Below are 19,945 nucleotides of genomic sequence, written 5' to 3'. Positions count from 1 at the left end.
ATCAACAAGGTGTTGATTCTAAATCACAGATATTATATAATGAGCTTAGATAAAAAGCAATAATCAAAAATCAACAAAGTGTTGATTTAAGCAAAAAGGAAGAAAAAATGGTCCAGAAACGAAAAACTAGTACCAAGGAAGACATCAAAGAAGCCTTGATTCAGCTACTATCAGAGGAAAGATTTGATACTATCTCCATCAGCAAACTCTGCAAACGGGCAGGAATTAATCGCGGCACCTTCTACCTCCACTACCAAGATAAGTATCAGATGGTTGATAGTCTCAAAAAAGACATTATCTCCCAACTTTCTAGTTATAGCTTGTTTGAAGCAGAGAACGAATATCCCAAAAAGTTAATGATAGCAAAATTTCATATACTGCGCGCTAATGAACGTCTTATCAATGCCCTGACCAAGAGCCATTATATTGACTTTCGCGAAGCTATTCGGGAGTACATAACCACTATCATTCTGAGTGATAAGCAAAAAGATGCTACCCAGCGTTTTTTAGAGGAGAACTTCCATATCCCTCAGAAATACGCCTTGGAAATCTTCCTATCCAGTGTTGAGGGGATTATTTCTCTTTGGATAGCCGGCGGAGCTCAAGAAGAACCTGAAGAACTCACTGACATAATTTTGACGACTTATAACTATGATTATTTAAGATAAAGGCTCTAGCTTGAAGGATAGCCTGGACAAGAGTCGTTTTTTCCACTATGAAAGGCCGAACATTTTGCTCGGCCTTCTTTTTATTTTAGATTAGTTTTTCTTTGTTTTCTTCAAAAGGAAGAAGACTCCTGCTAAGATAATCAAGCCTGCAAGGCCCATGATGGTCACTTGCTCACCTGTTGATGGCAGGTCTTTTTTCTTGGCCTTGACGGACTGCTCATTTCGATACTGCACTTGGTAAACAGAGAAATGATTGGTCGTGAAGCTGATGGTCTGGTTTTGATTAACCGTTACATCAAATTTCTCAACCTGCTTGCCATTTTCATCCAGAGCATAGACGGCATCTACTGGCAGATCTTTGCGGACTGGGATCGTCACAAGGGTTGGACTGACCTGATGCACCGGCTGACCATTCGGATCGGTCAAGCTAATGTCATAGGTATCTGTCGGCTGAATCTTGCTTTCTAGTTTTTTCACTGACAGCTGAAGACTGGCCTTGACCAAGTCAGCATTTTTCAAGCGAATGCCAGTTGCGGCATCTACTAAGCTGTCCTCTTCTACATTGACTTCCGTCCGTGTATCAGAACTGCTAGAAGTTTCTGAAGAGGAAGAACCTGACGAACTTTGAGATGACGAAGAGCTGCTAGAATCTTTGCTGGAGCTGGAAGGAGTTGTTTTTGCTGCTTCCTTGATTTTAGCTTCCATTTCTGCTTCTAGCTCTTTCATTTCCTTAAAGACTTGCGCTGCTCGAGCCTGTGTTTCCTCTGTAACTTTGGCTGAAGAGTCTGGCAGAGCTGCATTGGCTGCATCTAGAGCATTTTGCTCCTCAATAAATCGGGTTCCCAAAGCCTTCCACTTATCTTGGACAGAAGTTCCAAAGAGGTCCTGATGCTTGGCCGCCATATCGTAGATATGAGATGCTACCCAGTACCAAGAGTCTGGACTGTAGCTAGTTGTGTTGACCTTATAAGCATCGTAAGTATCCGTGATATTCCCATTATAAGGCAGGTAAGGTGAGAAGCGCGGACTGCCTACCGCCAGCCACATAGTGCCTCCGCCCATATTGGCTGGAACGCCGTCTTTGAGCTGGAAGATATGAGCTTCCATGACATTTGGGTTGCCCAACGGATATTTGTAAACAGGGTCTGTCGTACCGCGTTGTGGCAGCCCCTTACCATCTAGCTCCATTTGGTCCAGCGGTTTGAACTGAGTACCCTCAAAGCGATTGCGCTGCATAGCCATGACATCTGCTACACTGATCTTTCTGTCTGTGGAGTGCATGAGATCAAAGTAAGAGTCGTTATAAGACACGGCCGCATTTGGATCTAGACTGGTGATACCTGCCCAGGCACGCGAACGATCTGCCTCTGCCATCGGTGGATTGTAGGACTGAGAAATGTGGAATTTGCCGTCAATTTCTTTATAAGAGTTAGCTTGCTTGGCTACATCCTGAACACCTTTTGAGGCAATAACATTTTCTGTATCGTCAAAGTCAACACTGCCCAAGAAGAAAGTATTAGGAAAGACAGCATACTTGTCATCTGGGAATTTAATTGCAACATATTGGTGGCCAGATAGGATTTCCATATACCAGACACCAGTCTTGTCAGCAATGGTGATAATATTCCCCTCTGCTGCTCCCTGCTCTCTGACAATCTGTGCCATCAGCTCCACACCCTGACGGGCAGTCTGAACATGGGGCAGAACGACGGTTGTCAGAATAGACTCTGCCAAGCCATTTTCAACATAGGGATCCACTTTTTGGATGGCATCATTGGCCTTGGCAGAAACAGTCGCAGAAATGGAAACACCGTATTCATTGAAGCCAACCTCGTCAAAAATACCTTGGGATGGGGTCACATCTGATACCGAAGTATACTTGTAGCTTTCTGCCGGCAAGGTCCATTCAAAACCGTTGGCTTCATCGACTAGTTTGGCACCACTCGCATTAGTCTTTCTCGGATGAACCAGAAAGACCTTATTGTGATTTGGCTCCAAGTCCTCTGTCCGACCGTAAAGCGTTGTGCCGTCTGCCGTCAGGTCTTTCCCGACAATAAATCCTGTGCAGGCTTCGACCACTTGGAAAGGAAAGAGAAAAATGGTCGAAAGAGCTAACAAGGAACGAAACAATATTTTTTTCATAAAAATATCTCCTTTGTTTTTTTGTGAAAAATTACAAAATTAAATACTATATTCAGTATAGCCTTTTACTTCAGGTTTTGCAAGCGATTTCAAACTCTTGTTTGATATATTCCCTGAAAATTATTTAAATTTCTAAATCTGTCTTTTTCTCCTTCAAAACCAGTCGGTAGACTTCTATAAAGGTAGCAACGAGAAAGGCAAATAAGAAACCGACAACGATGTTAATCCGATGCTCTGTTTCGAAGAAAGGAGAGTTCCAAATAAAGTGATTGGCAACGGTTGACACGACGCACCAGAGACCAAAGAGACGGTATTTCTTGTAAGCCGTGGAAAAGAGAAGATAAACCCCAACAGTCACCACTGCTGTATAGAGAGTATGCGAAGCCAATCCGCCAGCAATTCTGCCAACTGCTTCTAAGGAACCACTATATTGTCCTCCGAAAGTCACTCTGGATACATAGCCAATATCCTCTATGACTTGAAAGCCAAAACCCGAACTCAGTCCAGCGATTAAGACAGACTGAATATCCTTGCGTCCCAAAATGTAGAGAGCGGCAAAGGCTGTCAGAGACTTGAAAAATTCCTCTGCAAAAGGAGCTGTCAGTGCATTTGTCCAATCATTGAAAACAGCAGGATCCTTGATAAAGTTAGAGTTAATAATATCAATCAAACTATTGCCCGCAAAGCTTAGCCAGCCAGAGATAAAGGCACCTCCAAAGAGGGCTGTTGCTAGAACAATCATCTCAACCGATAACTTCTTGGCAAGTTTTTTAATCAAGAAATAGAAAGGCAGGAAAAAAGCAGCTAAAACAGCTAAGTTCAGAACCAAGTCGCGGCCAGCTTCTAAGGTGACATCCTTCTCTGCCATGCTCCCAAGCTCAAACTGCAAGCCGATACCAGCTAGGACTAAGTAGATATAGAGAGCAATTCTTCTTGTTTTATTCATGACTGTCTGCTCCTTTTCTATTTTTTCCTTTGACAAGATAAATCGCTATTCCAATGACAGTCAGCACAAAGATGCCTCCTGCAATAGCAATATCATAGTCAAAATCTTCCAGACGAATGGTCTCCTCTGTGTCAGAGTCCTCTAACTCCTCAATCTCTTCTAAAGCACTTGTACCATATTCAGCCACGACCTTATCTTCAGCAATCTTCTGAATTTCCTTAAGGCGCTTAAAGACTGAATCCGCTCGCTCCATAGAATCTTTTGTTGCTTTCAGACTGGCTTGTTCTGGCTGTTCAGATAGACTAATCTGCTCGTTGTCATGAGCTGGCTGTTCCTCCATCCATTGGCTTTCCATACGCTCAATTTCAGTGCGAATAGAGCCATCTTCAAATAGTTCTGGATATTTTGCAACCAAATCATTGATGCGGCTAACAGTCCAATACCAGGAATTCTCATTGTAGGCTGTACTCATTTCTTGATAAGGCTGAGAGGTATTGCTGATGTTGCCATAGTAAGGGAGGTAGGGTGCATTGCGCGGACTTCCCATGGCCAGCCAGAGAATTCCCCCGCCAGTATTGGCAGGTAAATTATCCTTGAGCTGGAAGATGTGAGCCTCCATGACATTTGGATTGGAGATAGGATATTTATAAACTGGGTCTGCTTTGGTTTTATCAGGAATCCCTTTTCCGTCTAGCTCCATCTGATCTTGTGGTTTAAAGTCTGTTCCTTCCAAGCGATTGCGCTGCAAGTTCATCGCATCACGCAGACTAAGCTTATCGCTGGTTGAGTGCATGAGTTCAAAGTATTCATCATCATATTGCACATCTGCATTGGGATCCAGCGCCTTGATACCAGACCAAACCCGAGAGCGGTCAGCTTCAGCCAGCGGCGGATTATAGGATTGGGCTACATGGAAGCTGCCATTGATTTCCTTATAGGTGCCAGCATCCTGGGCTATTTTTTCAAGATCAGCTGAAAGAATCGTGTTTTCAGTATCATTTTTATCTACACTGCCTAGGAAAAATGTATTGGGAAAAACAGCGTATTTGTCGTCTGGGAACTTGATGGCAGCGTATTGGTGACCAGATAGGATTTCCATATACCATACACCCGTCTTGTCAGCAATCGTCACGATATTGCCTTCGGCTGCACCTTTTTCTCTAACAATTTTGGCTAGTAGTTCTACTCCTTCTTTAGCTGTTTTCACATGAGGCAGGACTACAGAAGTTAAAGCAGATTCAGCGATACCGTCCTTAACGTAAGGGTCTACTTTTTGAATATCATCATTAGCACTGGCCGAGACTGTCGCAGATATAGAAACGCCTTCCTCATTAAAACCGGCCTCATCGAAAACTCCCTGCTCTGGTGTCACATCCGGTACCGCCGTATACTTGTAGCTAACAGCTGGCAAATCAAAGCTAAAGCCATTGGTTTCATCTACAAATTTATCACCAGCCTTGTTATACTTGCGCTCCCGTACCACAAAATTCTTGTTGTGGTTGGGCTCCAGGTCCTCTGTTCGACCATAGAGAGTCGAACCATCCGTCGTCAAATCCTTGCCGATAATAAATCCGGTACAGGCTGAGACAGCCTGAAAAGGGAAGAGTGTAAGAAGCATCAAGGCTGGAATAGCCCAACTGAAAAATTTCTTTTTCATCAGTTTCTCCTTTGTATATTAATTGATAAAATATTTATCGCATATTTAGTATACTATTCTCTTGCTATGGTTGCAAGCGTTTCCAAAATCTCTTCTGCTAACTAAAATGAATAAATTCCCCTAGGAAAAAATTACTCTAGCTGTATACCTAGCAGCCCCTCCAAGCCTGTTGTATAAATTTCCATAGATGTATATCAAGCTGTATAAAAATTTTTTTGTAAAAGAAAAAAGCCAGATAAAATCTGACTTTAAAGACACGTGGCTGCGGAGGCACAACCCGCAGCCGCGCATGTGTCGCAGGGAAGAATGGATAGGAGAAAAAGAACAAACTTATCTCCTATTACCAAACTGGTTGTACTTCATAGCTTAGATTATTTTACCGTCTTCTCTAGACAAGCAATCTTACCATACGCTGACCCGCTTATCTGGAGCAAGATACATGGCATCACCTTCTTTGATTTCTGGATAGGTTTCATAGAAGGCCTCTACATTTTTGAGCTGCTGGTTGACCCGCAGCTCGGAAGGAGCATGAACATCTACCTTCAGGAGAAGTTGGTTAAATTGCAGACTAGCCTTGCTTCTCCAGATATTGGCATAGTTTTCAAAGTAATTCTTCAAGTCTGCATCTGGATATTTCTTTTTAACAACTTCGAGAGTGGCTGAAAGTCCACCCGCATCAGCTACATTTTCTGTTACCGTAAGCTTGCCATTGACCTTGCCACCGTAGATTTCAATACCATCCCACTGCTTGGTAACAGCTTCAATTTTCTTGTCAAAAGCTTTCTTATCTGCTTCAGTCCACCAATTGTTCAAATTTCCCTCTTCATCAAAGTTTGCACCGTTTGAGTCGAAGGCGTGAGTAATCTCGTGACCGATAACCATACCAATACCGCCGTAGTTCTTTTCCATCTCTTGCTTAACATCAAAGAATGGATTCTGTAGGATTGCGGCTGGGAAGTTGATACTGTTATTTTCCTGTGAGTAGTAAGCGTTGATATCATAGGAAGGCATGACCCACTCGTCCTTGTCTACTGGCTCAGAGAAGTGCTCAACATCATATTGATGTTTTGCTTGACTCAAAGAAATTGCATTCTCAAAGAAGGATTTCTTATCGTCTACTTTCAAGGCCTTAGTCACTTCGCGAACTTTTTCAGGATAGCCGATATAGAGTTTCATAGTATCCAGCTTCTTGACTGCCTTCTGTTTGGTTTCTTCTGACAGCCATTCATTTTTCAGCATACGTTCCCGATAGACTTCCTTGATATCCTTGACCATTTGGGTTACTTCTTGCTTAGCTTCCTCACCGAAATATTTGCGTCCATAGTAAAGACTGAAGACATCTGAAAAAGTTCCTGTTGTCAGATTGTATGCTGCATCTTCTTTTGAAGTTGCTTCCTTAGTACCTTGCAAGGATTTTTGGTACTCTGCAAAAATCAGCCGATAGTCATCGGTTAGAAAACTAGATGCTGATGCTGCCTGCTTCACAAGCATCCAAGATTTGAGCTTGCCAAAGTTCTTGTCATTAACTACCTTGGCAAAATTTTCATAATACTTAGGATTAGGTACATTGACATCACCAGATTCCTGGCCTAGATAGTCATTGATAATATCGTGAAACTTAAAGGTATCAGAGTAGGCATTGATGTCTTCTGCCGTCTTAGGGTGGTGAAGATTTTTAATTTCCGAAGTTTCTTCATTACTTTGGGCATACTTGGCCAATTCTCCATCAAATTCTAAGGCTTCTTTGACGATCTTTTCGCTATCTTTTTCACTATAGCCTAGCTTTTGAAAGGCTTCTTTGAATGCTTTTTCCAGCGGATCCATCATCCTTTTCTTAGCACCTTCATCTTCATAATAGCTCTTATCCGGCAGCATAAGACTTGGACTGGACAGATTCACTTGTTTCTGATTGGTATTTTCTAGGTTAGAACTAATTTCAAAGGTAAACGGCAGAGCCAAACCGCGTTTTTCCCAGTCAACAGTCTTGCCAGCTAGGTCCTTCAGATCGGACAAGTCTTCAATTTCCTTGAGATAGGGCTTGAGAGGGGCTAGGCCATCCTTTTCCCGCTGCTTGAAGTTAGTAGCTTGCTGATAGTATTTGATAAACTCAGGCATGCCTTCAATCGTTGACTCTTCTTTACCAGAGACTAGATTTTTGACATCCGCCTTCATCTTATCCTTGACCTGCTCGTTCAGTTCATAAAACACACCGTTAGACGGCTGGTCGCTAGGGATTTCTGCCTTTTCCAGCCATTTTTTATTGATGGCTTGATAGTAATTGGTCCTCACTGTGGCATTCTTATCGATCGGTGTCTCCTGAGGGACAAAGGTCTTATAAGCCCAGTAGCCACCAGCAGCCAAGATTAGGCCGGTCACAGTCAACGTAGAAGTTAGAATGATTTTGGTTCTTTTCTTCATGAGTTCCTCCTTGTATATTAAGTAAAATATAATTGACTTTTTTATTTTACTCATTTACTTTAACATATTCTTTTTTCCTCGTCAACAGAAAACTGAAGGTCTGGAAAAATTTGGCGCAAGAGGAGAAAATAAGGTCATTCAGTCTGCTTTTAAAAGTGATCTGCTCTAGACTCACACTTAAAGAAAAACTAAAGTTTCTATCAGCTGTCCTGTTGCTTCCAGCTCTTTTCTCTCCCCCTTGCACTTTCTAGTATAGCCTCCAAACTTCAGATATTTCTCAAGAAATTCTAAAATATTTCTAAAGTTTTTTACCAAAATAAAAAAGACTGAGACAAAAATGCCTCAGTCTAGCTTTATTATGTTCAAAAAATATTGAAGCTGAGACAATTTAAATTGTCTATCAGACCTTTTAAACCTGAACCTCAAAATAAGTGAGCAAAGCTAAATTTTAAAAAATCAAGTTCTGTCCTACTGTCTTCTACTGAACCTTTTTAGCCAGCATAGTCGCAAAGCGCAGCTGAATTCGATTGCCGTTTTCATCACGTCGGTGGAGGTGACCAGGATTTTCATTGTACTTAACCAGCTCCCAGTCTTTGTAATACTCGGCAAGCTCGCCTTCCTTAAACGTAAAAGGAAAGGGAACAGAGCATGGAAAGTCTTCTGTATCCATAGCGCAGACGATGAGATTATAGCCACCAAGCGCTGTGTGCTCTTGCATATTTCGGATAATATCCGGAATTCGCTCCGCCTGCAGGAACATAAGGACAACAGTGGAAACGATTAAATCATAAGTCTGGGTCAAACTAGCTGAGTTGATATCGTAGCTACCCACTGGAAGATTCAAATCCTCCTGCTCCACAATGCTACGTAAAATCTCCAGTGCCAGCTCATTCTGATCTACAGCTGTCACTTCAAAGCCCTGCTTAGCAAGAAAGAGAGCATTGCGACCTTGACCACAGCCTAGATCTAAGGCCCGTCCTGACCGGACTGTTTGCATGGCTTCCAAAACCTCTGAGTGCACTGGATTACTGCCGTATTTCTTAGGGAAATAATCCTCAGGCCGACAGTAAAACTCCAAATACCACTCTAGGTCATCCGTCAAGGCTTCGACCCGATGCCAAGCTTGGGGCTGGGCAAAAGGATTGTCCTGACCAGCCTCAAAGATGTGCTCATCCAGCTCCTCACCCTCCTCTGACATCTCGACAAACTTAAGGCGTCCCTTGAGAACAGTGATTTTGCCCCAAGTTCCCTCTTTGGTATTGTGCTTTCTCTTTACTGTCTCTGGCATTGTCTCAGCCGTCCACAGCGGCATGCGTTTATAAGCTAGCAATTCTTTTGTCATAAAAAATCCTTTCTCTAAAAGCCAAGCTCCGAATAATCTAACTGTCTTTATCATACTCGAAAAGAATCGACTTGGCAAGTGGCAAATTGAAAGGTCCTTCCCTGCAAAAAGAAAGAACTGGTCAATCAGCCAGTTCTTTCTCACATAGGAAGTCTACTACTATTCTTCTTTTTTCTTGCTAACTTGCTTATAGCCAAAAAAGCCTAACACTCCAGCCAACAGCATATCTTTGATAGTTCAATTCAAAAAATATGAGAACATCAAGAAAAAATATATCACTGTTTCCCTTATCGGTCCGCGCTCAGTAACCAAAATCAAAGTGAGCTCCTTCAGATAATACACTGCCGAAGATAGAAAATAAACCGTCTACCAACATTCTAATCATTCAGATGATAAAGATTTTTGGCTTTTTCAATATCATAATATTGGTCAAACTCTTCTTTGGAACTGAACGCATGATCTTGACCATCTGTAGACAATTCTTTGGGTATCTTAGAGTCTCTATAAAGATTATAATCGTTTGGCAAAAACTTTGAATAAACTGATGCAATTCTATCAACGCTATCAAAACTATTTTCATTTGTCAAAATGACAACTTGAGAATTCTCTTTCTCTAATATGTTCATAGCATTTTTATCTTTGCTAATAGGTGTATCTACCATTTCCCCTGGTTTGATTGCAAAATGGAACCCAAATACATCACTTTTTATTCCAAAGTCAGATAAATTACTAAGTTTTATAGTAGAATAGGGAAACTTTATATTCTCAATAGCTTTCACTTCTTCAATTTTTCTTGTTTGGAGATTTAAAAATACTTTTTTCTTTTTCTCATGGTTTTCTAAGGGTCTAATGTAAAGCGCCAGCAAATCTTTTCCTTTGTATGAGTATACCGGACCAATATCATTCGAAATATAACCTTTTTTATATTCGTCCACTGTAGCCAGTAAGTCAATTTCAGGTTCTTCTTTCAGTTTATTCCCTTCTATCTTGTAAATTGATAAAGTCCAATAGGCATCCTTCCCAACCGATTCATGAATATCCGAAGGGTGCATTGGTAATTTCATATTATCCCTGAGAATATAGTTTTGAGAGGTGGGATTGCGCCATTCAGTGAATAATTGTTTATTATACTTACGCAATTCTGCTTCCTCTGACTGATCTACATCCCAATTTACTATGGCTCCTTTGCCATCCGCAATAATTTTATAAGAGTCAATTTTAGCTTTACCAGTGTAATACTGGTAGCCTGTGTATTTCTCCGACAGATACCATTGATAGAGGAATAAACTTCCCCCTATCAATCCGAGAACAGATACAAACAACAGTAATCGGTTCAACCATTTTTTATTTGTCTTTTTCATCTTCTGCTCCTTAATCCAGTATATAATTTGTCTTAAAAGATCTGCTTTTTACAAATAAATTTATCCTCAAACCTCATCTTCTTCATTATAGCATAAATCAAAAGTCAGAGTTGGATACCAAAAAAGACCGGTCGCCCAGTCTTTCATCTTGTATTAAAGTTCTTCATTTGTCTTGCGATGTCGCGGTTTTGCTCGCGGCGTTTGATGGAATCGCGCTTGTCGTAGTCGTGCTTCCCTTTAGCTAGGCCCAGGAGCAGCTTAGCATAACCGTCCTTGAGATAGACCTTGAGCGGCACCAGCGTCATGCCGGTTCCCTTGGTCTCCTGCTCCAGCTTTTGGATCTGCTTCTTATGCAGCAGCAGCTTTCTGCGGCGCTCAGGCTCTTGGTTCCAGATATTACCCTCTTCATAAGGCGCGATATGGACATTGCTGAGCCAGGCCTCACCGTTCTTAATCTGAGCAAAGCCATCTTTTAGATTGATACGAGCGGCACGGACACTCTTGATTTCCGTCCCGGTCAGCACCATGCCAGCCTCGATGGTGTCTACGATGGTGTAGTCGTGTCTGGCCTTTTTATTTTGCGCGACGACCTTTCCTTCTCCCTTTGCCATGCTTGGCTCCTTTCTTGACTAGTTCCTTGTAAAATGCCTTCTGGCTCTTGCCTTTCTTGGACTTCTTCTCTTTCTTATCTCTGTTGCCTTTTTCTTTGGAAGAATGGCTGCGCTTGTCATCCTCACGGCGTCTCTTTCTGCCTGACTTGCCTCTGCCACTCTTGCTAGTCTTTTCTACCAGGTCAAATTCACTAGGCAGGTATTCAAAGTCAATCTCGCCTGTAGCCTTATCCGCTCGAACCAGCTTGATGCGAATCTGCTGACCGACCTTGAAGACCACGCCAGACTTTTCTCCTTGCAGGGTCATAGTCCGCTCATTGTAGCTGTAAAACTCTGGCAGGTTAGTAACATGGATCAAGCCGTCAACCGTATTGGGCAGTTCAACGAAGAGTCCAAACTTGACCACGCTTGAAACCACGCCGTCAAACTCTTCCCCAACAAATTCTTCCATGTACTCAGCCTTCTTCATGGCTTCGACTTCACGCTCGGCCTCGATAGCCCGACGCTCTCGGCTGGAAGACTGACTGGCAATCTCTGGAATCACTTGCTCAAAATGCTCTGCTATTGCTTTAGACTTGCCATAATCCCGTACCATCCGATGAACCAGAAGGTCCGGATAGCGGCGAATCGGACTGGTGAAATGCGTATAAAACTCCGCTGCCAGACCATAGTGACCGTGATTGTGCTCAGAGTAGCGAGCCTGCTGCATGGAGCGCAGAAGCATCATGGACAGGACATCCTCATAAGGCTGGTCTTTGACTGCCTCCATAATATCCTGCAGAGCCTGCTGACTCATAGAGTTAGCCGTCCCGTATATCCGAATCCCAAAGCTAGAGGCGTAGTCAATGAACTTCTGCACCTTCTCCGCCTTAGGCTCCTCGTGGATCCGATAGATGAAGGGCAGATTTAGCTTAGCAAAATGCTCAGCCACCGTCTCATTCGCCACCAGCATAAAGGACTCAATCATGCGCTCAGCAATTCCCCTCTGACGCAGGACAATGTCAACCGGCCGGCCTTCCTTGTTGACCATGATTTTGGCTTCATTGGTGTCAAAGTTGAGCGCACCGCGTTTAAAGCGCATGCTTTCCAGAATCTCATGCAGCTGGACCATGCTGTCAATACTAGGTACAATAGCCTTGAACTGCTCAGCTTTTTCCTGATTTCCAGCAATGATGTCGTTGACATCGCTGTAGGTCATGCGAAAGGTCGTCTTGATAACAGTCTGGGTGATGGTATGCTTGACCACGCGCCCCTTAGCATCTATCTCCATGATAGCCGACTGGGTCAGCCGGTCCACATTGGGATTGAGAGAGCAGATTCCGTTGGACAGGCGCTCTGGCAGCATGGGTACCACGCGGTCGGTCACATAGACAGAAGTCGCCCGATTGAGGGCTTCCTTGTCCAGCTCAGATCCTTCTTTGACATAGTAGGAAACATCTGCGATATGGACACCCAGCTCAAAGTTACCATTTTTCAGGCGCTTGATATGAACCGCATCGTCCAAGTCCTTGGCATCCGCTCCATCGATGGTGAAGGTAATCTCTTCACGCAGGTCCAAACGCCCTGCTAAATCACTCTCTGTCGGTGCATCTGGAACTCGCTCGGCTTCTTCCAAGACCTTTTCTGGAAATTCGGAGACAATGTCCATCGACTCCAGCACTTCTAATACATCAATACCTGGATCATTGACATGACCAACTACATCGACCAGACTGGCCACAAAGAAATCATGCTTCTTGGTCGGATACTTGTCAATAGCTACTTTGAGCACCTCTGTGCCATCTAGAACCATGGCTGGTTTTTTAACATAAATAGGCTGGCGGATTTTCTGATTTTTCGAACGAATATAGCCCGCATACTTGGGTTTTTCCTCATCCAGAACCAGCTGGCCAACCGCTGACGTCAGGCTGTGCTCCAAAATATCGATAATCTTAGCCTCAGCTGATGTTCCCTTGATACGATCTGCCACCTTGGTAATGACTACTTCCACCGTATCGCCATCAATGGCATGATTGACATCATTACGGCCGACAAAGAGATCATCCTCTTCCTCATTCAAGGTGACAAAGCCAAAGCCATTCTTGTGGGCATGAAAAACACCCTTAAGCGTCAGACGCTCCTGCTTTTTCTTCTCATAAAGCTCAATCCGCCCCTTGTCATCAAAGCGAATCTGATGCTTTCTTTCCATCTGGGAAATGGTCTTGACCAAGCTACTAAAGTCCTTGGAAGATTCTTTCCCCAAAGCAGCCGCCAGCTCATCCATGCTGGCCTGCTGCTTGTCTTTTAAATATTCAATGATTTCTGATTTCATATTCCTCTTCTCTTGATGAGCGTTTTCTTCATCCTTGCTAAATCTCTTTAAAACTTAAAAAATAGGCCAAGACGAAGTCAGAGCCCATTTTATTTACTAGATAATACTGCTAATACCAATGCAATCAGTAGCCAGAAGAAAATCATAATTCCCGTCATACGCTGCATCACAGCTTCAAAACCACGTGCCTTAGGACGTTCAAACAAGTCGTTGGCACTGGCATCAAAAACGTTGCTGGACTGATTTTTGGTTGGCTGCATGAAAATTGCAATGACAATAATAGCTGATAAAATGACTAAAATGGTTAATAATAGGTTGTACATAAATAAAAACTCCTTAAAATCCTATCTATTTTATCATAAAATTTACTTGGATTCAAGATGTAAAGTAACTTTTCTTTCCTTAGGACAATACTTTAAGACCTCAATTTTTTCCGGATGCGTTTTTGTATTTTTGCTGGTCAGATAGTTCTGACTACCGCAGCTGGAACATTTTAAATTTATTTTAACGCGCACTAGATATCCTTCTTTTTAAATAAATTTCGAAAACTAAAGAGATTGGCCAGCATACTAACGGCAACCAGCCCTGCTGTTGCATAAAAGACTGAATGATAGCCATAGGCTGCCGCAATGACCGATCCAGACATAGGGCCGACCACCCCACCCAGATAAAAGAAAATCTGATTATAGCTGAAAATCCTAGAGATTCCAAATTTGGGTGTTATCTTACTTAGCAAAGCATTGACACCTGGTATCAGCGCCCCTGTTCCTAGACCAAATAAAAAGCGATAAAAGCCTAGCTGCATAGGGGAGCCAGCATTGGCACAGAGCAGATAAATCAAGATTGAATAGAACTGAGCCAGCACCAGAAGCCGGTGATTGCCGATACGGTCTCCTAACCGCCCCAGAATGCTGGAGCTCATCATACTGGAAAGTCCCATGCTAGAAACGATGAGACCCGAAATAAAAATCAGATTGTCCTTTTGACCCAGTTCTCTGACATAGAGGGCAAGGATGGGGCTGATAGATTGAGCTGCAAACTGGATAACAAAGCTGGTCAGAAAGAGATTCATCAGCATCTTAGGATACCTGAGTTGACGCAGCAATTCCCTAAAGCCTACCTCTTCTTGTCGGGTCACTGGCACAAAATACTCCCGAATCAAATAAAAAGTCATCAGGGCTGCCACTAGAAAGAAGCCGCCAATCAGGAGAAAGACATTTCGAATACCGAACATCTCCGCAATCAGACCACCAATAAATGGCCCCATAAGATTACCCGCAACGACACCAGTCGAGAGAGTTCCCAGAGCATAACCCGTTTTTTCCTTGGGAGCCTGACTGGCAATCAGAGCTGTGCTGTTGGGAACATAACCAGCGAAAACACCGTTTAGAAAGCGTAGGAGCAAGAGCCAGAAAATGTTGGGCACAAAAGCAATGCCACCCATAGTGAAAACCATGGCAGTAGCTGCACGTATCATCATAGGCTTACGGCCATATCGGTCGGCCAGACTTCCCCAGACAGGAGAGAGCAGCGCCGCTGAGATTGCAGAGAGTGAAATCCCTAGCCCAGCGTAATACTCCACCTCATGACCGCTAGCACCCAGCTGCTCCACGAAAAGAGGCATAAAAGGCGTCACCAGAGAAATACTGGCACCTGTCAGGAAGTTCCCAAACCAAGCGACTTTCAGGTTATGCTTCCAATTTACTTGTGTCGTGATAAATCAACTTCTTTCTAATTTCTGCAAAGCATCGATGACTTGCTGTCGAGTAGCCTCTAGCGAGCCATTATTATCTATCAGCACATCCGCCCTCTTTCGTTTTTCTCGAAGAGATAGCTGAGCTGCTATGCGTTTTTCTGCCTCTTCCTGACTAAGAGCATTTCGAGACATAAGACGACTGAGCTGAGTTTCCTCTGTCACATCCACCAGCCAGATTTGGTCAAACCAGTCCTCATATTGTAACTCAAACAGCAAGGGAAGATCCATAAAAAAGACAGCCTGAGTTTCTGCAAGCAAATCTCGTCTGCCAGCCAGTTCCTCGCGGATAATCTGATTTTGTATTTGACTGGACTGCTCCAAGAGTTCGGGATTCCCAAAAATCATAGCTCCCAGCTTAGGCCGGTCCAAGCGCCCATCTTCCTGTAAGATAGATGAGCCAAAAGTAGATAAAAGAGCTTGATAAAGCCGTCCCCCCGGCTCTTGCAGCTCATGCACTACCTGATCCGCATCAATGACCTGATAACCCTGCCGCCTCAAAAACTCTGTCACTGTCGACTTACCCGAGGCAATGCCGCCAGTGATACCGATAATTCTTACCATGACAGCTACCTCGCTTTCTGGCAATGAGGACAGAGATGAGTACCACGTCCACCCAGCTTAATTTTCTCAATCGGGCTGCCACATCTAGCGCAGGGTTGACCAGTCTTCCCATAGACCTGTAGAAAATCCTGCATCGTGCCATCTTCACCCAAAGCATTGCGGTAGGTCCGAATGGTCGATCCTCTCTTTTCAATCCCAAGCTGCAAAACTTCTATAATCTGCTCACGTAGACGCTTCACTTCAGTAGGCTTCAGACTATCTGCTGGCCTTGCCGGATAAATTCGCGCACGCCAAAGGGCCTCATCTACATAGATATTACCCAGACCAACGACCAAGGTCTGCTCTAGCAAATAGGGTTTGATGAGCTTCTTGGAACGACTCAAAGCTGCGGCAAAAGGCGACAAAAGAAAGTCCACCTCTGTCGGCTCAGGACCAAGCTTTCTGGCAGCAAAATAAGCCTCCAGCTGATCCTTTCTCAACAGCTCCATGGTCCCAAACTTGCGAACATCCTCATAAACAAGCGTTCCACCATCCGTCGTCTCGAAAAAGACATGAGCATGCTTGCGCTCAGGCACCTCATCAGGATAAAAAAGATACTTGCCTTCCATTCGCAGATGGGAAACCAGCACTCCACCCGTCAGGTAAAAGAGCAAATACTTGCCCCGACGGCCAATCCTTTCAATGGTCTGACCTGGCAAGTCATGGACAAAGCTATCCACTCCCGTACCAATCATCTTGGCATAGCGGACCCGCACCTGCCCAATCGTCTTGCCAACAACCAGACGCTCCAAACCGCGCCGAACCGTTTCCACTTCAGGTAATTCAGGCATAAAGCTCCTTTCTTAGTATTCTCAATATCAAAGCCCCATAGCAAAGCTGTCCGAAAAATACTCATACAGCATCAGGCGGTGTTTATCCGATAGATTTTCCAGCTCTGCTATTTCTTCTTTAGAAAAAAAGCCTAACCGTAGTGTTTCCTCATTATGAAAATTGGAAATATCAAAATCCTCCAGCGCTTGCAATTCATACAGAAAGACAACCGTCTGCACTTTGTCACCATTAGGATAAGATTCATCAAAATTAGTATAAACATTCAGCAAGCGCTTGGCTTCAACAGAAACCCCTGTCTCTTCGTAAAACTCACGCACGGCTGCTTGCAGAGAAGTCTCCCCGAGCTCCATAGCTCCTCCAGGAATCGCCCATGTTTTCTTATCGCCTCGCAACTGCAGAAGCACACGACCTTCCTCGTCTGCCAGAATCCCACCAGCAAAATTCAGGATAACCTTATCATGTCCCACCTTGGAGCGAATATAGGAAATATAGTCCATATCAAAATCCTTTCAATTTCTCTGGGAAGGCAGCGTTTTGAAAGAAATAACCTAGCAACTGAATATGCGTATCCACATCACTAAAAAGCCAAGCATGCCCTTTATCAGGATAGTAGGCGCATTCAGACCTAGCATTTTTCTGCGCCAACCTGTGGTGCCAGTCATGAATGGTCTCAGCTTCTTTTCCACCTGAGACAAAGAAAGCAGGATTATCAAACTGCAAGTCAAGTCTCAACAGATTTGCCTGTGACATCGCATGGCGAAATGAGCGCTGTTCAGCTCTTTGGAAATCTGCAACAAAGCGCTGAACGTCTTGGACAGGTGCTCCGTCCTCTTGCATCATCTTTGTCAGGAAATTAGCTACAAATTTAGTATTTTTCAAGAAAGACATCAGATAGACAATGGCAATGATCTTGCGATAGCCCTTAATTGGCTGAGGACTTGCCCCATCCACAATGACTTTATCTATAAGACTGGAATGTTTTTCCAACAACTTAAGTATGAGGGAACCGCCTAATGAAAGCCCAACCAAGTGCGGCTTGCCATGTGCTTTGCTGTTAATGACAGCCACAATCATTTCCACGACATCATCAAAGTTTGTCCACTCAATATTATGACTGACTCCGTGACCAGGTAAATCCAAAAGAATGCAATGAAAATCTTGCTCAAGCGCAGCAACATGGTGTCGCCACATCTGACTGCTAGAGCCTGAAGCATGCAAAAAGATAATACTTTTTGGATTTTGCTCCCCTCTTTCATCAATGAATAATGACGGCATCTCCATCACCTCACTTACTAGCTTAGAAAACCTCAATACTCCTTCTTATTATAGCCAAAGTCCGCCAAGTCCAGCTTCTTGTCCCGCCAGTTTTTCTTGACCTTGACCCAAGTTTCTAGGAAGACCTTGTCCCCCAGCATGAGCTCAATATCGCGCCGAGCCATGGATCCGATTTTCTTCAGCATGGAACCACCTTTACCGATGATAATGCCTTTTTGGCTGTCGCGCTCCACCATGATCGTCGCTCGAATATGGATCTTGTCCGTCTCCTCGTCTCGCTTCATACTGTCAACAACCACCGCGACTGAGTGGGGAATTTCCTCCCTTGTCAGCATCAAAACTTTCTCCCGAATCATCTCAGATACCAGAAAACGCTCCGGATGGTCGGTAATCTGGTCTTCTGGGAAATACTGGAAGCCTTCCTCCAGATTTTCACTGAGGATGTCAACCAGATGGGACACATTGTTGCCCTGCAGGGCTGAAATCGGCACGATTTCTTTGAAGTCCATCTGCTGGCGGAAATCATCAATTTGTGCTAAAAGCTGATCTGGATGGACTTTATCAATCTTATTAACTACCAAAATAACTGGTACTTTAGCCGCTTTCAGGCGTTCGATAATCATGTCATCGCCCTTGCCACGCGGCTCATCAGCCGGCACCATGAAGAGGACGGTATCCACCTCACGCAGGGTGCTGTAAGCTGCTTCCACCATAAAATCGCCTAGAGCCGTCTTAGGCTTATGGATTCCCGGCGTATCGATAAAGACAATCTGCTCCTTATCCGTCGTGTAAATCCCCATAATCTTATTGCGTGTGGTCTGAGCCTTATCGCTCATGATGGCAATCTTTTGCCCCATAACATGATTCAAAAAGGTTGATTTCCCAACATTAGGACGTCCTAAAATAGCTACAAAACCTGATTTAAAAGTCATTATTCCACCTATATTATTTCCATTAAAACAGCAGAAAATCGGCAGTCTCCCCCGATTTTCAAGTCTTTAAAAAATCCAATCCCAAATCTTGGGAACAAAAATAATCAGTCCCGTCACAACAGCAAAGCCAGACACGACCAGAACAGCTCCCGCCGCCATGTCCTTGGCATTCTTTGCCCGCATAGAAAAGTGGTAATCGCTGGCCAGATCTACGACATTTTCAATGGCAGAATTGACAATCTCAAAGGCAATGACCAGAAAAATGCTCAAAAAGAGAAAGAGCCATTCTATAGCGGACAAGTCAAAAATCAGTCCCGCAACTATCACTGCCAGAGCCGAAAGAACATGCTTACGCAGATTGCGTTCCTCTTTAAAGGCTGTAAAAATACCGGTTAAAGCAAATTCCAGACTCGAGACGACATCTCGATTTTTCCATTTGCGTTTGTTATTTCCTTGTGAGTCCATAAGCAGTTAAAATTTCTTCCTGTAAACCAAACATTTCTGCTTCTTCTTCAGGCGTATAGTGATCATAGCCGTTGATATGCAGAAAACCATGCACTGCCAAAAAGCCCATCTCCCGCTCAAAGCTGTGGCCGTATTCTTCAGCCTGCTCACGCGCCTTGTCCACTGAAATGAACAGCTCACCGATATAGGCGTCAAAATCTTCCAGCATCTCAGCTAGCTCAGGGTGGTCCAGCAAATCCTCTTCGTCAACAGCAATGTCCAGCTCAGGCTTGTACTCCAAGCTAATCACATCCGTTGGCCGATCCGTATCTCTATATTCCAAGTTGAGTTCATGACTGCGCGCATTGCTGACAAAAGTCACAGCCATTTCCTTATTTCCCTTGCCCGTTTTCTGGGCCGCAAACTCCAAAATTTCCTGAGTCTGTTTAAGAATCTCTTCCGAAACCTGACCTGTTTCATCTACCATTTCGATATACATATCTTACCCGCTTTGCTAGTATTACCTTATTATATCATATTTTGACTCACTTTAGGGAACCAAGGGCAGGGTTTTGGAAAATAGCAGAGCAGATTTGTCAACCTCTCACCGCAAAGACAAAAGCAGCTATTTTTATTATGTTTCTTCCCGAAACTTTGCATTCCACGACCAGCTATCGTTGACAAAAAGAA

The 19,945-nt window shown here is 43.8% G+C and carries 19 protein-coding genes; 1 reads left to right on the top strand and 18 read right to left on the bottom strand.

Going from position 1 to position 19,945, the window contains the following annotated elements; translation table 11 throughout:
- The first annotated feature begins 107 nt into the window (after window positions 1-107).
- Window positions 108-668, top strand: a complete 561-nt coding sequence (locus J1C91_RS03860) for a TetR/AcrR family transcriptional regulator (RefSeq protein ID WP_002909274.1) — start codon at window positions 108-110, stop codon at window positions 666-668.
- Window positions 669-758: 90 nt separating this feature from the next.
- Here the strand turns inward: J1C91_RS03860 and J1C91_RS03855 are convergent, their stop codons facing one another.
- The 18 genes from J1C91_RS03855 to ybeY form a co-directional block, all read right to left on the bottom strand.
- The gene (locus J1C91_RS03855) at window positions 759-2,810 is read right to left on the bottom strand and encodes a C69 family dipeptidase (protein WP_002909272.1); all 2,052 of its coding nucleotides are present in this window, start codon (window positions 2,808-2,810) and stop codon (window positions 759-761) included.
- Between the two features lie 124 nt (window positions 2,811-2,934).
- Complete coding sequence (locus J1C91_RS03850) at window positions 2,935-3,756, bottom strand: PrsW family glutamic-type intramembrane protease (RefSeq protein WP_002909271.1); 822 nt, start codon at window positions 3,754-3,756, stop codon at window positions 2,935-2,937.
- Entirely contained in the window at window positions 3,749-5,413 is a 1,665-nt protein-coding gene (locus J1C91_RS03845) for a C69 family dipeptidase (RefSeq protein WP_002909270.1), read from the bottom strand. Before J1C91_RS03845 ends, J1C91_RS03850 begins: the two co-directional genes overlap by 8 nt.
- Window positions 5,414-5,815: 402 nt before the next feature.
- On the bottom strand, window positions 5,816-7,885 hold the full coding sequence (locus J1C91_RS03840; RefSeq protein ID WP_002909267.1) for a M13-type metalloendopeptidase: 2,070 nt from the start codon (window positions 7,883-7,885) through the stop codon (window positions 5,816-5,818).
- A 424-nt stretch (window positions 7,886-8,309) separates the two neighbouring features.
- Window positions 8,310-9,173 carry an SAM-dependent methyltransferase TehB gene (gene tehB, locus J1C91_RS03835; RefSeq protein ID WP_125438169.1) on the bottom strand — a complete coding sequence of 288 codons (864 nt, stop codon included), beginning with the start codon at window positions 9,171-9,173 and terminating at the stop codon, window positions 8,310-8,312.
- A 377-nt stretch (window positions 9,174-9,550) separates the two neighbouring features.
- Window positions 9,551-10,534: a hypothetical protein gene (locus J1C91_RS03830; RefSeq protein WP_125438172.1), complete on the bottom strand. Its 984-nt coding sequence runs from the start codon at window positions 10,532-10,534 to the stop codon at window positions 9,551-9,553.
- 143 nt (window positions 10,535-10,677) lie between these two features.
- The gene (smpB, locus tag J1C91_RS03825) at window positions 10,678-11,145 is read right to left on the bottom strand and encodes an SsrA-binding protein SmpB (protein ID WP_002909260.1); all 468 of its coding nucleotides are present in this window, start codon (window positions 11,143-11,145) and stop codon (window positions 10,678-10,680) included.
- The gene (gene rnr / locus J1C91_RS03820) at window positions 11,108-13,456 is read right to left on the bottom strand and encodes a ribonuclease R (RefSeq protein WP_125438175.1); all 2,349 of its coding nucleotides are present in this window, start codon (window positions 13,454-13,456) and stop codon (window positions 11,108-11,110) included. The genes smpB and rnr overlap by 38 nt, the downstream gene beginning before the upstream one ends.
- Before the next feature lie 89 nt (window positions 13,457-13,545).
- Window positions 13,546-13,779 carry a preprotein translocase subunit SecG gene (secG, locus tag J1C91_RS03815; protein ID WP_002894878.1) on the bottom strand — a complete coding sequence of 78 codons (234 nt, stop codon included), beginning with the start codon at window positions 13,777-13,779 and terminating at the stop codon, window positions 13,546-13,548.
- Window positions 13,780-13,821: 42 nt separating this feature from the next.
- Window positions 13,822-13,971 carry a 50S ribosomal protein L33 gene (gene rpmG, locus J1C91_RS03810; protein WP_072074309.1) on the bottom strand — a complete coding sequence of 50 codons (150 nt, stop codon included), beginning with the start codon at window positions 13,969-13,971 and terminating at the stop codon, window positions 13,822-13,824.
- Window positions 13,971-15,173, bottom strand: a complete 1,203-nt coding sequence (locus tag J1C91_RS03805) for a multidrug efflux MFS transporter (RefSeq protein ID WP_301280218.1) — start codon at window positions 15,171-15,173, stop codon at window positions 13,971-13,973. Before J1C91_RS03805 ends, rpmG begins: the two co-directional genes overlap by 1 nt.
- A 3-nt stretch (window positions 15,174-15,176) precedes the next feature.
- On the bottom strand, window positions 15,177-15,773 hold the full coding sequence (gene coaE / locus J1C91_RS03800) for a dephospho-CoA kinase (protein WP_002909255.1): 597 nt from the start codon (window positions 15,771-15,773) through the stop codon (window positions 15,177-15,179).
- 5 nt (window positions 15,774-15,778) lie between these two features.
- Window positions 15,779-16,603, bottom strand: coding sequence for a DNA-formamidopyrimidine glycosylase (gene mutM, locus J1C91_RS03795; RefSeq protein WP_002909254.1), 825 nt, complete (start codon window positions 16,601-16,603; stop codon window positions 15,779-15,781).
- A gap of 27 nt (window positions 16,604-16,630) precedes the next feature.
- Window positions 16,631-17,101 (bottom strand): NUDIX hydrolase, encoded by a 471-nt coding sequence (locus tag J1C91_RS03790; RefSeq protein WP_002909253.1) that lies wholly within the window; start codon window positions 17,099-17,101, stop codon window positions 16,631-16,633.
- 1 nt (window position 17,102) lies between these two features.
- A complete protein-coding gene (locus J1C91_RS03785; RefSeq protein WP_032912405.1) occupies window positions 17,103-17,885 on the bottom strand; it encodes an alpha/beta fold hydrolase in 783 nt (260 codons plus the stop codon).
- A 26-nt stretch (window positions 17,886-17,911) separates the two neighbouring features.
- Window positions 17,912-18,811: a GTPase Era gene (gene era / locus J1C91_RS03780; protein WP_002909251.1), complete on the bottom strand. Its 900-nt coding sequence runs from the start codon at window positions 18,809-18,811 to the stop codon at window positions 17,912-17,914.
- A gap of 66 nt (window positions 18,812-18,877) precedes the next feature.
- Window positions 18,878-19,276, bottom strand: coding sequence for a diacylglycerol kinase family protein (locus J1C91_RS03775; protein ID WP_002894866.1), 399 nt, complete (start codon window positions 19,274-19,276; stop codon window positions 18,878-18,880).
- Window positions 19,257-19,754 (bottom strand): rRNA maturation RNase YbeY, encoded by a 498-nt coding sequence (ybeY, locus tag J1C91_RS03770; protein WP_002909250.1) that lies wholly within the window; start codon window positions 19,752-19,754, stop codon window positions 19,257-19,259. The genes J1C91_RS03775 and ybeY overlap by 20 nt, the downstream gene beginning before the upstream one ends.
- Between the last annotated feature and the right edge of the window lie 191 nt (window positions 19,755-19,945).

Origin of the sequence: Streptococcus sanguinis (assembly GCF_050222175.1) — a bacterium.
GTDB lineage: Bacteria > Bacillota > Bacilli > Lactobacillales > Streptococcaceae > Streptococcus > Streptococcus sanguinis_M.
The sequence above is the reverse complement of the archived record's forward strand: the minus strand, read 5'-3'. Positions and strand labels throughout refer to the sequence as shown.

What these genes read in the sequence shown, in the direction of transcription:
- J1C91_RS03855 (WP_002909272.1), bottom strand. Translation starts at nt 2,810, where the DNA reads ATGAAAAAAATATTGTTTCGTTCCTTGTTAGCTCTTTCGACCATTTTT.
- J1C91_RS03845 (WP_002909270.1), bottom strand. Translation starts at nt 5,413, where the DNA reads ATGAAAAAGAAATTTTTCAGTTGGGCTATTCCAGCCTTGATGCTTCTT.
- J1C91_RS03775 (WP_002894866.1), bottom strand. Translation starts at nt 19,276, where the DNA reads ATGGACTCACAAGGAAATAACAAACGCAAATGGAAAAATCGAGATGTC.
- mutM (WP_002909254.1), bottom strand. Translation starts at nt 16,603, where the DNA reads ATGCCTGAATTACCTGAAGTGGAAACGGTTCGGCGCGGTTTGGAGCGT.
- J1C91_RS03840 (WP_002909267.1), bottom strand. Translation starts at nt 7,885, where the DNA reads ATGAGTAAAATAAAAAAGTCAATTATATTTTACTTAATATACAAGGAG.
- smpB (WP_002909260.1), bottom strand. Translation starts at nt 11,145, where the DNA reads ATGGCAAAGGGAGAAGGAAAGGTCGTCGCGCAAAATAAAAAGGCCAGA.
- rnr (WP_125438175.1), bottom strand. Translation starts at nt 13,456, where the DNA reads ATGAAATCAGAAATCATTGAATATTTAAAAGACAAGCAGCAGGCCAGC.
- J1C91_RS03830 (WP_125438172.1), bottom strand. Translation starts at nt 10,534, where the DNA reads ATGAAAAAGACAAATAAAAAATGGTTGAACCGATTACTGTTGTTTGTA.
- tehB (WP_125438169.1), bottom strand. Translation starts at nt 9,173, where the DNA reads ATGACAAAAGAATTGCTAGCTTATAAACGCATGCCGCTGTGGACGGCT.
- era (WP_002909251.1), bottom strand. Translation starts at nt 18,811, where the DNA reads ATGACTTTTAAATCAGGTTTTGTAGCTATTTTAGGACGTCCTAATGTT.
- J1C91_RS03860 (WP_002909274.1), top strand. Translation starts at nt 108, where the DNA reads ATGGTCCAGAAACGAAAAACTAGTACCAAGGAAGACATCAAAGAAGCC.
- J1C91_RS03850 (WP_002909271.1), bottom strand. Translation starts at nt 3,756, where the DNA reads ATGAATAAAACAAGAAGAATTGCTCTCTATATCTACTTAGTCCTAGCT.
- coaE (WP_002909255.1), bottom strand. Translation starts at nt 15,773, where the DNA reads ATGGTAAGAATTATCGGTATCACTGGCGGCATTGCCTCGGGTAAGTCG.
- secG (WP_002894878.1), bottom strand. Translation starts at nt 13,779, where the DNA reads ATGTACAACCTATTATTAACCATTTTAGTCATTTTATCAGCTATTATT.
- J1C91_RS03785 (WP_032912405.1), bottom strand. Translation starts at nt 17,885, where the DNA reads ATGGAGATGCCGTCATTATTCATTGATGAAAGAGGGGAGCAAAATCCA.
- ybeY (WP_002909250.1), bottom strand. Translation starts at nt 19,754, where the DNA reads ATGTATATCGAAATGGTAGATGAAACAGGTCAGGTTTCGGAAGAGATT.
- J1C91_RS03790 (WP_002909253.1), bottom strand. Translation starts at nt 17,101, where the DNA reads ATGGACTATATTTCCTATATTCGCTCCAAGGTGGGACATGATAAGGTT.